The sequence below is a fragment of the Streptomyces sp. DSM 40868 genome, from assembly GCF_011820545.1.
Taxonomy (GTDB): domain Bacteria; phylum Actinomycetota; class Actinomycetes; order Streptomycetales; family Streptomycetaceae; genus Streptomyces; species Streptomyces eurythermus.
In genome coordinates this window covers 5,858,650-5,871,847 of the sequence record NZ_CP050504.1, presented here as the reverse complement: position 1 = coordinate 5,871,847, position 13,198 = coordinate 5,858,650, and the positions used below count along the sequence as shown (strand labels likewise).

The 13,198-nt window shown below is 73.6% G+C and carries 10 protein-coding genes; 4 read left to right on the top strand and 6 right to left on the bottom strand.

The features are described 5' to 3' along the window. Positions 1-13: 13 nt before the first annotated feature. The 4 genes from HB370_RS26840 to HB370_RS26825 are packed head-to-tail and all read right to left on the bottom strand — an operon-like array spanning position 14 to position 4,356. Positions 14-670, bottom strand: a complete 657-nt coding sequence (locus tag HB370_RS26840; RefSeq protein ID WP_030789926.1) for an ATP/GTP-binding protein — start codon at positions 668-670, stop codon at positions 14-16. Beyond that, on the bottom strand, positions 651-1,076 hold the full coding sequence (locus tag HB370_RS26835) for a DUF742 domain-containing protein (RefSeq protein WP_030789923.1): 426 nt from the start codon (positions 1,074-1,076) through the stop codon (positions 651-653). Before HB370_RS26835 ends, HB370_RS26840 begins: the two co-directional genes overlap by 20 nt. Then, complete coding sequence (locus HB370_RS26830; protein ID WP_030789920.1) at positions 1,073-1,570, bottom strand: roadblock/LC7 domain-containing protein; 498 nt, start codon at positions 1,568-1,570, stop codon at positions 1,073-1,075. Before HB370_RS26830 ends, HB370_RS26835 begins: the two co-directional genes overlap by 4 nt. Then, positions 1,567-4,356, bottom strand: coding sequence for a nitrate- and nitrite sensing domain-containing protein (locus HB370_RS26825; protein ID WP_244406052.1), 2,790 nt, complete (start codon positions 4,354-4,356; stop codon positions 1,567-1,569). Before HB370_RS26825 ends, HB370_RS26830 begins: the two co-directional genes overlap by 4 nt. A 384-nt stretch (positions 4,357-4,740) precedes the next feature. Here HB370_RS26825 and HB370_RS26820 point away from each other — a divergent pair, with 384 nt between their 5' ends. Beyond that, entirely contained in the window at positions 4,741-5,529 is a 789-nt protein-coding gene (locus HB370_RS26820; RefSeq protein ID WP_030789914.1) for a protein phosphatase 2C domain-containing protein, read from the top strand. Positions 5,530-5,557: 28 nt separating this feature from the next. Here HB370_RS26820 and HB370_RS26815 read toward each other — a convergent pair whose 3' ends face one another. Beyond that, positions 5,558-6,049: a MarR family transcriptional regulator gene (locus HB370_RS26815; protein ID WP_030789911.1), complete on the bottom strand. Its 492-nt coding sequence runs from the start codon at positions 6,047-6,049 to the stop codon at positions 5,558-5,560. A gap of 241 nt (positions 6,050-6,290) precedes the next feature. On the opposite strand from HB370_RS26815, the gene HB370_RS26810 reads away from it, so the two are divergent. Together HB370_RS26810 and HB370_RS26805 are read left to right on the top strand one after the other, a co-directional pair. Then, complete coding sequence (locus HB370_RS26810; protein WP_030789908.1) at positions 6,291-7,133, top strand: lysozyme; 843 nt, start codon at positions 6,291-6,293, stop codon at positions 7,131-7,133. Positions 7,134-7,339: 206 nt separating this feature from the next. After that, positions 7,340-9,721: a SpoIIE family protein phosphatase gene (locus HB370_RS26805; RefSeq protein WP_167513033.1), complete on the top strand. Its 2,382-nt coding sequence runs from the start codon at positions 7,340-7,342 to the stop codon at positions 9,719-9,721. Positions 9,722-9,829: 108 nt separating this feature from the next. Here the strand turns inward: HB370_RS26805 and lon are convergent, their stop codons facing one another. After that, positions 9,830-12,250 carry an endopeptidase La gene (gene lon / locus HB370_RS26800; protein WP_030789903.1) on the bottom strand — a complete coding sequence of 807 codons (2,421 nt, stop codon included), beginning with the start codon at positions 12,248-12,250 and terminating at the stop codon, positions 9,830-9,832. Between the two features lie 239 nt (positions 12,251-12,489). On the opposite strand from lon, the gene HB370_RS26795 reads away from it, so the two are divergent. Continuing rightward, complete coding sequence (locus HB370_RS26795) at positions 12,490-13,167, top strand: spermidine synthase (protein ID WP_030789900.1); 678 nt, start codon at positions 12,490-12,492, stop codon at positions 13,165-13,167. Positions 13,168-13,198 lie beyond the last annotated feature (31 nt).

Sequence of the window (13,198 nt, the reverse complement as noted above, 5' to 3'; positions counted from 1 at the left end):
ACTCCTATCAGGACTACTCGGGGGTTTCGTCCAGCGCGTGGCCGACGAGGGCCAGCAGGGTCTCGATGACCGAGAACCGCCGCCGCGCGTCCATGATCATGACAGGGATGTGCGCGGGTATGGTCAGCGCCTCCCGCACGTCCTCCGGCTCGAACCGCTCGCTGCCGTCGAAGTGGTTGACGGCGACGACGTAGGGCAGTCCGCAGCTCTCGAAGTAGTCCAGCGCGGGGAAGCAGTCCTTCAGGCGGCGGGTGTCGGCCATGACGACGGCGCCGATCGCGCCGCGCACCAGGTCGTCCCACATGAACCAGAACCGCTGCTGACCCGGCGTGCCGAACAGGTAGAGCACCAGGTCGTCGTCGAGCGTGATGCGCCCGAAGTCCATGGCCACGGTGGTGGTGAGCTTGCCCGGGGTGGCGGACAGGTCGTCGGTGTCCTCGCTGGCCTCGGTCATCAGCGCCTCGGTCTGCAGGGGCGTGATCTCCGAGACGGAGGTGACCAGGGTGGTCTTGCCGACGCCGAAGCCGCCCGCCACCACGATCTTCGTCGCGATGGGGGCCCGCGTCCGGTCGGTCTGCCAGGACTTCAGGTCCTCGTCCGGCTCGCCGTGGGAGGCGAGAAGGGGAGCGCCCCCGAAGGCGGCGGTGGCGTCAGAGACGGCGGAGTCCACTCAGCACCCTTTCCAGCAGCGCGCGGTCCGGCCGGCCGGTGCCGTGACCGGTTCCGGTGCCGTACACACGGATCTTTCCCTGGTCCGCGAGATCGCTCAGGAGGACGCGGACCACACCGAGCGGCATCTTCAGCAGCGCGGCGATCTCGGCCACCGTGCGCATACGGCGGCACAACTCGACGATGGCCAGCATCTCCGGCATGCCCCGGCCTGCCTGCGAGCCGTTCGTCAGTTCCTTGCGCTCCTCGGGGGCCTCCAGCGCGGCCACGAACGTCTCCACGAGGAGGACGTGACCGAAGCGGGTACGGCCGCCGGTGAGCGAGTAGGGGCGGACACGGGCGGGTTTGCGGTCGCCGCCGCGTACCGGGAGGCGCTGCTTGCCGGGCTTGTTCGCGGGGCCGCTCACCGGGTGCTCCCCGTCGACTCGGCCTCCATGGATTTGCGCAGCTCGCTGCGGAGTTCGGGCGTCAGGACGTGTCCGGCGCGGCCCACGAACAGCGCCATGTGGTACGCCACCACGCTCATGTCGCACTCGGCGGAACCGTGCACGCCGAGCAGCGACCCGTCGCTGATCGACATCACGAACAGGCTGCCTTCGTCCATCGCGACCATGGTGTGCTTGACCCCGCCGTACTCCAGCAGCCGGGCGGCGCCCACGGTGAGGCTGCCGATGCCGGAGACGATGGTGGCGAGGTCGGCGGAGGAGCCGCGCGGGCCCTTCGCCGGGCGGGCCGCACGGGACTGCTCCGTGTGGGCCGGGTCGGACGACAGCAGCAGCAGCCCGTCCGAGGAGACCACGGCGACGGACTGGATGCCGGGTACTTCCTCGACCAGGTTGGTCAGCAGCCAGTGCAGGTTACGGGCTTCGCTGCTCAGTCCGTAGGTAGTGGGCGCGGTCAACTGCTTGCCTCCTCGGCTGTGCCCCCCGTGGCTTCTTCGGCGTGTGCGTAGCCGGCCGGCCGTCGGTGGCCGGCCGTCTTCTCGGCGATCTCCGTCTCCACGTCGCGGTAGCCGGCCTCGGCGCCGCTGCGGAAGCCGCCGAGCCTGCGACGCAGGGCTTCGGCGTCGATGCGGGTGTTGCGTTGGCGGGGCGGGGCGGCGGGGGCGGTGATCTTGGGTGTGCGCTTGGGGAGACCCTTGCTGGTGAGCGGCTCCGTCTCGTCCGCCTGCGGCGCGTCTGCCTGCGGCGCCTCGGCCGGTGCGTTCGCCCCGGCTTCGCCGTCGGCTTCCGGGTTCCCCTCCGCATCACCCGTGCGGGTTTCGTCGTCGCGTGCGGGTGGCCCCTGCGGGGCGGGCTCGCCGTCGGCGGCCGCCGGGTCCTCCGCCAGGTCCTCCGCCGGCTCCTCCTGCGGTGTCGGCAGGAGGAGTTCCATCGTCGTCTCGGCGGGGGTTTCCGTCGGCTTGGGGCGGGTCTCCGTGGGGTCGGCGGGCGGGGTGGCCTGCTCGTGGGTGTCCCGTACGGCCTGTTCGGCCAGGGCCACCAGCGGGTCCTTGGTGCGGGCCCGCAGGACGTTGGAGTTGGCCTCCGCGTCGGCGCCCGGCAGGGTGTACGTACCCGTGGTGCTGCCGGACGCGGTCTTCGGCGGGAGGGCGGCCGGCGGGGCCTCGGCGAGGAGCTGTGCCGGCAGGACCACGACCGCCGCGGTGCCGCCCTGCTTCTGGTCGCGCAGCTGGACCCGGACACCGTGCCGGTGGGCGAGGCGCGCGACGACGTAGAGGCCGAGGCCGAGGCCGTCGGCGTCGTTCTGGTCGTAGAGGGACTGCGGGTCGAAGTCGGCGAGGCGGGCGTTGAGGCGGGGCAGGCGCTCCTTGGCCACGCCGATGCCCTCGTCCTGGACGGAGAGCATGACCTCACCCGACTCCAGGAGCCAGCCGGAGACCTCCACCGGCAGCTCCGGCGGGGAGAACGACGTGGCGTTCTCCATCAGTTCGGCCAGCAGGTGGGAGAGGTCGTCGGCGGCGAAACCGGCCACGTGCGCGTGCGGCGGCAGGGAGGCGATGCGGACGCGTTCGTAGCGCTCGATCTCGCTGACCGCCGCCCGGACCACGTCGACCAGCGGCACCGGGCCGGGGTGCTGCTGGACGTGCTCGGTGCCGGCGAGGACGAGCAGGTTCTCGCTGTGCCGGCGCATGACCGTGGCGAAGTGGTCCAGCTTGAAGAGGGTCGCGAGGCGGTCGGGGTCCTGCTCGCGGTCCTCCAGGCCCTCGATGACCGCCAGCTGGCGTTCGACCAGGCCCAGGGTGCGCAGCGCCAGGTTGACGAAGGTGGAGCCGATGCTGGTGCGCAGCCGCTCCAGCTGGGCGGCGGAGTCGGCGAGTTCGGCGCGCAGTTCCTCGCGGGCGTCGGCCATCTTCTGGCGCTGGCCCACCAGGTGCTTGCGGTCGGTCTCCAGGGTGGCCACCCGCTCGTGCAGGGCGACGGCGTGCGCGTGCAGGGCGTTGACCGAGCGGACCACCTGGGCGAACTCGTCGTTGCGGCCGGTGAAGGCGATCGGGTCCTGGGCCGCCGGGTCCTCGGCCTCGGCCAGGCGGGCCGAGCCGCGGCGCAGCACCGACAGCGGGCGGGTCAGGCTGCGCGCCATGGCGGTGGCGACGCCGACCGCGACCAGCAGCAGTACACCGAGGACGGCGACGCGGATCTCCAGGGCGGTGACATCGTCGTCCCGGAGTTTCTCCAGGTCCTTGGTGCGGTGGTCGTAGAGCGCGGACTCGGCGCCGCGCATCAGGTCCACACGGGCGGACAGGGCCGCGTCCAGCTTCTTGGTGCTGGTGGTCAGCTCGCTGTCGGCCAGGGTCGGCTGGTCGGTGAGCGTGGCGAGGAACTTCTCGGCCGAGTTGACCTCGGGGCCGGTGACCGTGGAGTCGTAGGAGTCGACGGCCGCCTCGGGGGCGGTGGCCCGGAAGTCGGCGAGGGCCGCGTCGGCGCGCAGCCGGGCCTGCTGGGCGGCGGTGGTGAGCGCGTCGCGCTGCCGGCGGTCGGTGTCGTCGCCGCCGGCGGCGGAGGTGGTGGGCAGGCCGGTGACGGGGTCGATGACCGTGCGGGTGGAGGCCGGGATGTTCAGCGCGGCCAGCAGCAGGCCGCGGGCGGCGGCGGACTGCTGGACGGCGGAGTCCAGTTCGGCGAGGGCGTGGGCGCCGGAGCCGGCCCGCGGGGGCAGTTGCTCGGCCAGTTGCTCGGCGAGCCGGTGCAGTTCGGTGATGGCCGCCGAGTACGCCTGGTGGGTCCGCAGGGCGTCGGTCTTGCCGGTGAGGGCGGCCCGGCGGAGCTTGTCGATGCCGTCGAGGGCGGTGCGCAGGCGGGCCGGGGTGTCGGGGTCCGCGCGCAACTCCGCGGCCTGCCGGTCCACCCGGGCGCTGCGGTCCTCGGAGGGGGCCTTGGAGCGGGGTCGGCCGGCCGCGACGTAAGGGGTGACCTCGTCGCGTTCGTCGGCCAGGGAGTGGGCGAGGGTGAGCGCGTCCTGGGTGCGGGCGGCGAGCGTCACCAGCTCCTGGGAGTCGCCGACGTCCTGGGAGGCGGTGAGCAGCGCGGGCACGCCGGCCCCGGCCACGGCGGCGGCCACCACCGCGACGGCGACGATCAGCCGGGTGCGCACATGGGTGGGGCGGCCGGTGCCCACGGGGGTCTGCGGGACGGTCCCCGCGGGGGCCGGCTGACTGCCTGTGCGCCGAGGCCGCTTCTTCTGCACCGGTGCTCGCATTCTCGAACTCGTCTACCCAGGGGCCCGGGTGGTGCCCCGTCACTTCGGGGCCAAGTGGTGCGTACACCCGGTTCGTACGGTTCCCGACCCTCCCAGCGCCGGTGGGCAGTGGTCGCGCATCACCTGACCCGCCACCCGAAGGAGTGAACATCGGAGGGGAGTTGGCGGGCAAGTTCCTCCGGCGTGTGCCCGGCTCGGACGCGGCGGGCCGGTTGGACGCGCGCGGCAGGCTTTGGCAATATTCGCCACCACGTCTTCCCGGAGCGCCTCATTCCACCCCAAACCAGGCGCCTGACCTGCGAGGTCGCGGGAATTCCCGGGCGCTTGCCGGTCCGGGGCGCTCCGTGTGAAGGGGTCGTGCAGACTGACCGGGTGCGTACTGATCTCGTCTCGGAACCCGGCGACGCGACCCGCCCCAACGAGGACTTCGCCGGTGTCGGACTACCCGCCTGCGGACAGGGAGGTTGCGTGATCGTCCTGGACGGGGTGACGCCGCCGAGGGACGGGGCGGGCTGCCTGCACTCCGTGCCCTGGTTCACCGCGCGGCTGGGCGGCGCGCTGACCGAACTGACCGTTTCCGGCCGAGATCTGACGCTGCCGGAGATTCTCGAGCGGGCGATCCGGCGCACCGCCGAGGAGCACGCGGACACCTGTGACCTTTCTCACCCACGGACGCCCCAGGCAACCGTCGCCCTGGCCCGCTGGTCCGCCGCCGAGGTCGAGTACCTGGTGCTGTCGGACGCGGCGCTGCTGCTGCGGGGGCCCGACGGGACGGTGACCCCGGTGCTGGACGACCGGCTCGCCCGGCTCCCCCGTTCCGCGCTGGTCTCGGACGCCCTGGTCGACGCCCGCCTGCGCAACAAGGAGGGCGGGTTCTTCACGGCCGCCGCCGACCCGGCCGTGGCGGCCCGCGCGGTCACCGGTGTGCTGCCCCGGCGCGAGGTGCGGGAGCTGGCCGCGCTGACGGACGGCGCGACCCGGTGGACGGAGATGTTCCGCGAGGGGGACTGGACGGCCCTGTTCGACGTGGTCGCCAAGGAGGGCGCCCGGTCGCTGGTCGAGCGGGTGCGGGAGCTGGAGGCGGCGGACCGGGAGCGGCGGGCCTTCCTGGGGCGGGGCAAGACGCACGACGACGCGACGGTGGTGTACGCGCGGCTGTGAGCCGTGGGGTACCCGCTGCTGTCAGCCGCTACTTCGCCATGACGTCGTTCAGCTCGTGCAGCAGCCGGGCCAGCTCGGCGACCTCGCGGCGGTCCCAGTGGGCCAGCTCGCGGACGTAGCGGGCGCGGCGGGCCTCGCGGACGGTGCCGACGCGGCGGCTGCCCTCCTCGGTGAGGGTGACCAGCCAGGCGCGGCCGTCGGCCGGGTCGGGTTCGCGGGCGATCAGGCCCAGTTCCTCGAGGGCGCGCAGCTGCCGGGACATGGTGGCCTTGCCGACGCCGATGTAGGCGGCGAGTTCGGTGGCCCGCTGGCCGCCCTGTTCGTCCAGCCGGATGAGCAGGCCGTAGGCGGAGGACTCCAGATCGGGGTGGACCTCCCGGGCCATCTCGGCCTGGTTGGCCCGGGCGCGCCGCAGCAGCACGGTCAACTCGCGTTCCAGCGACAGGAATTCCTGGTCTGCACCACTGGGCGTCACCTGGCAGGCGGCGCCCGGTCCACCGCTGTTTCTGTCCTCGTGCACGTCAGCACCCCTGATCGGTTTCGCAGTCCTGAAAGTTTCTGTCACACGTCGTCATTGCCGCAGCTCCGTCAGTATTTCGCAGGCATAGACCAACGGCGTCGTCCGGACCCCCTTCCACGCCGTCATCTACGTGCGTAGCTTCTTTACCACGCCATTAATGGCATGCCCACGCCCATCGGGCCGGCGGTCACCCCCCACGATCCCCACATCGCTCCCCCACTCCCCATCCCGGAGGCACGCCATGACCGTGCTCAGACCCGGTCCCACCCGTCGTACCCGCCCGCGCCGCCCGCGCCCTCGCGCCGTCCTGGTCACGGCCCTGCTCGCGGCGCTCTCCCTCACGCTCCCCCTCACCTCCGCCCGGGCCGCGGACACGCCCGCCCGCGGCTCCGCCTACATGGGCATCGGCGTCCTCGCCCACGACGGGCGGAGCGGCACCCCCACCACCGGCGACGTCACCCAGACCGAGGGCGTGGACGTCTCGGGGCACCAGGGCAACGTCGCCTGGTCCACGCTGTGGAACAGCGGCGTGCGCTGGGCGTACACGAAGGCGACGGAAGGCACGTACTACACCAACCCGTACTTCGCCCAGCAGTACAACGGCTCGTACAACGTGGGCATGATCCGCGGCGCCTACCACTTCGCCACCCCGGACACCACCAGCGGAGCCACCCAGGCCAACTACTTCGTCGACCACGGCGGCGGCTGGTCGCGGGACGGCAAGACCCTGCCCGGCGCCCTCGACATCGAGTGGAACCCCTACGGCGCCGCCTGCTACGGCAAGACCGCGAGCCAGATGGTCGGCTGGATCGCCGACTTCATCAACACCTACAAGGCGCGCACCGGCCGGTACCCCGTGATCTACACCGCCACCACCTGGTGGACCCAGTGCACCGGCAACTACGGCGGCTTCGCGGCGAACAACCCGCTGTGGATCGCCCGCTACGCCTCGGACCCGGGCACCCTGCCGGCCGGGTGGTCGTTCTACACGATGTGGCAGTACACCTCCTCCGGCCCGACCGTCGGGGACCACGACAAGTTCAACGGCGCCCTGGACCGGGTCCAGGCCCTGGCCAACGGCTGAGACGCCGGTCGGCCGCCGGCCGGTGCCGTGCCGTGAGCGGGCCCGGCACCGGCACGCGGGCGTCCCGGGCGCGGGCCGTTCTCCCCGGCCCGCGCCCCGCGTCCCTCCCGGCGTTCCACCCCGGCCCGCGCCTGCGTTGGTGCTCCGAGCCGCCCGGGATCATGCTGGTCAGGAGAGCCTGCCGAGCAAGGGCGAGATGAGCGGCGATGGAGCGACCAGCGACGTACACGGCCACGGCCACCATCGATGAGCGGGGCATCCTGACCGGCTGGAGCGACGGCGCACGGCGGCTGCTCGGCTACGACTCCCCGGCGGTGGTCGGCCGGCCCGCCGCCGCGCTGCTCGCCACCGACGCCGCCGGCGCCCGCCGGACCCTGGCCGGCCGCGGCCGCTGGCACGGCACCGTCCCGCTGCGCCACCAGGACGGCCGGCGCCTGGAGCTGGACGTCCTCGCCCACCGCCGCACCTCCCCCGCCGGGCGCACCGACTGGCTCGTGGTGAGCGCGGTGACGGCCCGGCCGCAGCCGCCCCGGGGCGATCCCCTGGAGGAGTGGACCTTTCTCCAGTCGCCCTTTCCGCTGGCCGTCTTCGACCCGGACCTGCGTCTGCTGCGGGCCAACCGCCGGCTGGAGCACGCCCTCGCCCTGCCCGAGGCCGCCATGCGCGGGCTGCGCCTGACCCACATCGTGCCCGGCGCCGCGAGCGAGGAGGCCGAGCGGTCCATGCGGGCGGCGCTGGAGTCCGGCCGGCCGCAGGAGGCGCACGGCCGGCTCGGCCCGGACTTCGGGCGGACCGCCGTCCTCACCCCGCTGAAGGACGCCGACGGCCGGGTACGGGCCGTCTGCCTGTCCGTGTCGCGGCCCGCCCCGGACGCCGCCGGCGGGCCGCCCCCGGCGGGCGGCACCGGCCCGGGCGCCGTGACGGCGGCGGACCAGGTCCTCGCCGCCCGGGAACTCGGCAAGGTCACGGTCCCCCGGCTGGCCGACGTCATGGCGGTCGACCTGCTGGACCGCCCGCGCTCCGGCGGGGCCGGCGGCCCGCAGCCGGGGCCGGTCGTGCTGCGCCGGGCCGCCCTGCGCGCGGTCCCGGACGGCGAGGGGACCCGTGGCACCTGCGTGGGCGAGGCGGTGGTCTGCCCGGCCGGCTCGCCGCCCGCCCGCTGCCTGGCGACGGCCCGCACGCTGCTGTACGACACGGCGGAACCGGGCATCGCCGAGTGGGCGGCGCTGGACCCGTGCGCCGGGTGGCTGCGCGCCTCCGACATCCGGTCCCTGCTGGCGGTGCCGCTGGTCGGCGCGGGCGGCACGCTCGGCGTGGCCCTGTTCGGCCGGACCCGGCGGCGGGAGCGGTTCGGGCCGGAGGACGTACGGCTCGCCGAGGAGTTCACCGCCAAGGCCGCCGCCTGCATCGAACAGGCCCGCGCCGGGGCCCCGGCCCCCGACGCCGCGCCGCTGCGGCACGGCCTGCTGCCGCACCCGCTGCCCGACCAGACCGCCCTGGAGATCACCACCCGCTGTCTGCCGGCCGCGAGCGGGACCGGTCCGGGCGGCGACTGGTTCGACGTGATCCCGCTGTCGGGGGCGCGGGTGGCGCTCGTCGCGGGCGACGCGGCGGGCCGCGGCATCCGTGCCTCGGCCACCGTGGGCCGGCTGCGCACGGCGGTGCGCACCCTGGCCGACGTCGACCTGCCCGCCGACGAGCTGCTCGCCCACCTGGACGACCTGGTGCTGCGGCTGGCCGCCGACGAGGGCAGCGCGGACCCGGCCACCGAGACCGCCAGCGGCATCGGCACCACCTGCCTGTACGCCGTCTACGACCCCGTCTCGCGCCGGTGCACGGCGGCCCGGGCCGGGCACCCGCCGCCCGCCGTGGTCACCCCCGACGGCGCCGTCCGCGTCCTCGACGTGCCCGCCGGGCCGCCGCTGGGACTGGGCGGGCCGCCCTTCGAGGCGGTCGAGACGGAACTGCCCGAGGGCAGCCTGCTGGCGCTGTACGCGAACGGACCGGACGAACCCCACGGCCGGGTCATCGGCCGGGCCCTGGACGGGATGTACGGCGCGCCGGACCGTCCGGCGCCGTCGCTGGACTCGGTGTGCGACCGCGTCGTCACCGAGCTGGCCGGCCACCGCCCGGACGACCGGCTCTCCCTGCTGCTGGCCCGTACCCGGGTTCTGCACGAGGACCGGGTGGCCTGCTGGGAGCTGGACCACGAGCCGACCGTGGTCTCCCTGGCCCGCCGGTACGTGGAGGAGCAGCTGTCCGCCTGGGGCCTGGAGGAGGCCGCCTTCACCACCGAGCTGATCGTCAGCGAACTGGTCACCAACGCCATCCGCTACGGCCGCCCGCCCGTCCGGCTCCGGCTGCTGCGCCCGGGCGCCGGCCTGATCTGCGAGGTGTACGACGCCAGCGGCAGCACCCCGCACATGCGGCGGGCCCGGATCTTCGACGAGGGCGGGCGGGGCCTTCTGCTGGTCGCGCAGCTCGCCGAGCGCTGGGGGACCCGGCACGAGCGGACCGGCAAGACGGTGTGGGCGGAGCAGACCCCGGACGGGCAGACCCCGGCGGAGCAGATCCTGGCCGCGTTCTGAGCCCGCTCCGGGGAGCAGACGCGGGGCCCGGGGTGCGGCGGCCCTGGGTGCGGCAGAGGCCCGGGCCTCCCTCACGGGACCCGGGCCTCGCCTTTCCCATGGCGTCCGTCACGCCGCCACGGGAACCGCCGGCTCCGCGCCGTTCGCGGCGGGCGCGAGCGCCAGCTCCAGGACCTGGCGGACATCGGTGACGGTGTGGACGTCGAGCTTGTCCAGCACCTCGGCCGGCACGTCGTCCAGGTCGGGCTCGTTGCGCTTGGGGATGATCACGGTGGTCACCCCGGCGCGGTGGGCGGCGAGCAGCTTCTGCTTCACGCCGCCGATGGGCAGGACCCGGCCGGTCAGCGAGACCTCCCCGGTCATCGCCACGTCCGTGCGGACCAGTCGGCCGGACAGCAGCGAGGCGAGGGCCGTGGTCATCGTGATGCCCGCGCTGGGGCCGTCCTTGGGCACCGCGCCCGCCGGGAAGTGGATGTGCACGCCCCGGTCCTTCAGGTCGGCCACCGGGAGCTCCAGTTCGGCGCCGTGGCTGCGCAGGAAGCTCAGCGCGATCTGCGCCGACTCCTTCATCACGTCACCCAGCTGGCCGGTCAGGGTCAGGCCCGCCGCGCCCGTCTCCGGGTCGGCCAGGGACGCCTCCACGTAGAGCACGTCGCCGCCGGCGCCGGTGACCGCGAGACCGGTCGCCACGCCGGGCACCGCCGTACGGCGCTCGGCCGGGTCCTGGGCGGACTCGGGCACGTGGTGCGGGCGGCCGATCAGGTCGCGCAGATCGCCGTCGGTGACGGTGAACGGCAGCTCCCGCTCGCCCAGTTCGTGCTGGGCGGCGACCTTGCGGAGCAGCCGCGCGATCGAGCGTTCCAGGGTGCGCACGCCCGCCTCGCGCGTGTACTCGCCGGCCAGCTTGCGCAGGGCGCCCTCCTCCAGGGTGACCTCGTCCCGGTCCAGGCCGGCCCGCTCCAGCTGGCGCGGGAGCAGGTGGTCACGGGCGATGACGACCTTCTCGTCCTCGGTGTAGCCGTCCAGGCGGACGATCTCCATGCGGTCGGCGAGGGCCTCCGGGATGGCCTCCAGGACGTTGGCGGTGGCGAGGAAGACCACGTCGGAGAGGTCCAGCTCGACCTCCAGGTAGTGGTCGCGGAAGGTGTGGTTCTGCGCCGGGTCGAGGACTTCGAGCAGGGCGGCGGCCGGGTCGCCCCGGAAGTCGGAACCCACCTTGTCGATCTCGTCCAGCAGGACCACCGGGTTCATCGACCCGGCCTCCTTGATGGCACGCACGATCCGGCCGGGCAGCGCGCCGACGTAGGTACGGCGGTGGCCGCGGATCTCGGCCTCGTCGCGGACGCCGCCGAGGGCGACCCGGACGAACTTGCGGCCCATGGCGTGCGCGACACTCTCCCCCAAACTGGTCTTTCCGACACCAGGAGGACCAACCAGGGCAAGTACGGCGCCGCCGCGCCGCCCGCCGACGACGCCCAGGCCCCGGTCGGCGCGCCGCTTGCGCACGGCCAGGTACTCGGTGATGCGTTCCTTGACGTCGTCCAGGCCCGCGTGCTCGGCGTCGAGCACGTCCCGGGCGCCCCGGATGTCGTACGCGTCCTCGGTCCGCTCGTTCCACGGCATCTCCAGCACGGTGTCCAGCCACGTGCGGATCCAGGAGCCCTCGGGCGACTGGTCGGAGGCGCGCTCCAGCTTGTCGACCTCCTTCAGGGCGGCCTCGCGGACCTTCTCCGGCAGGTCGGCGGCCTCCACGCGGGCGCGGTAGTCGTCGGACTCCTCGCCCTCCTTCTCCCCGTTCAGCTCCCGCAGTTCCTTGCGGACGGCCTCCAGCTGACGGCGCAGCAGGAACTCGCGCTGCTGCTTGTCGACACCTTCCTGGACGTCCTTGGCGATGGTCTCGGCCACCTCCTGCTCGGCGAGGTGGTCGCGCAGCTGCTGGGTGGCGAGGCGGAGGCGGGCCACCGGGTCGGCGGTCTCCAGCAGTTCGACCTTCTGCTCGGTGGACAGGAAGGGCGAGTAGCCGGAGTTGTCGGCCAGCGCGGAGACGTCGTCGATGGCCTGGACGCGGTCCACGACCTGCCAGGCACCGCGCTTGCGCAGCCAGCTGGTGGCGAGCGCCTTGTACTCCTTGACCAGTTCGGCGACCTGACCCGGCAGCGGGTCCGGCACGCTCTCCTCGACGCCGGCGCCCTCGACCCAGAGCGCGGCACCCGGTCCGGTGGTGCCGGCGCCGATGCGGACCCGGCTCCGGCCGCGGATCAGGGCCCCGGGGTCACCGTCGGCCAGCCGGCCCACCTGCTCCACCGTGCCGAGGACGCCGGTCTTGGCGTACGTGCCGTCGACCCGCGGCACCAGCAGCACCTTGGGCTTGCCGGGTTCGGAACGGGCGGCGGCCTGCGCGGCCTCCACCGCGGCCCGCACCTCGGCGTCGCTCAGGTCCAGCGGAACCACCATGCCGGGCAGTACCACCTCGTCGTCGAGCGGCAGCACGGGCAGGGTCAGCGTGAACGCCGGTGACTCAGCAGCCATGATCTCCCCTTAGGCAGTCAACTTGAGCTATGCCGACTCAATGTTCTGGCGCCGCTGATTGTTCCCGAGGGTTTGTTCGCTCTGAGCGATCAGCTGCTCCCGGCGACGTACCCAGGCGGCGGGCCCGGTCACGAAGACCCCGGCGGTCCGCGCCCCGCCCCCGCCCCCGGACCACTCGTCCGTGGGCGTCCTGTCCAATTCCCATGACCGACCGGCCCCGTTCGAGCAGGATGGGGGGCATGACTGCCGTGTACGACACTCCCGTGGTCCTGGATCGACGCGAAGGCCCGTACGGCGAGGTGGTGCTGCGCAGGCACGGTGTGCTCCTGCAGATCATCGCCAACGGCTGCTTCCTGATGGACACCTCCGACGGCCGCTCGGAGCGGCTGCTGGTCGACGCCGCCCGTGACGCGCTGGACGGGCGCGCGGCCCCGGCGGTGCTGATCGGCGGGCTGGGCGTGGGTTTCTCGCTCGCACACGCCGCCGCCGATCCGAGGTGGGGCCGGATCACCGTGGTGGAACGCGAGCCCGCCGTCATCGACTGGCACCGGGACGGCCCGCTCGCCGAGATCTCCGCCGGCGCCCTCGCCGACCCCCGCACCACGATCGTCCAAGCCGATCTCGTCGCGTACGTCAATGAGACATCCGACACGTTCGACGCGCTCTGCCTCGACATCGACAACGGGCCCGGCTGGACCGTCACCGAGGACAACGACAGCCTCTATTCACCGACCGGACTGGCGGCCTGCGCAAGGGTGTTGAGGCCCGGCGGAGTACTCGCGGTGTGGTCCGCCGAACCCTCTCCGGAATTTGAAGGAACCTTGCGGAATGCCGGGTTCCAGCAGGTGCGTACCGAAGAGGTGCCCGTTGCCCGGGGCGTTCCCGACGCCGTCCACCTCGCCGTCCGACCTGGATAGCGACAGCGCGGTGAGTCCCCGTAATGTGCTG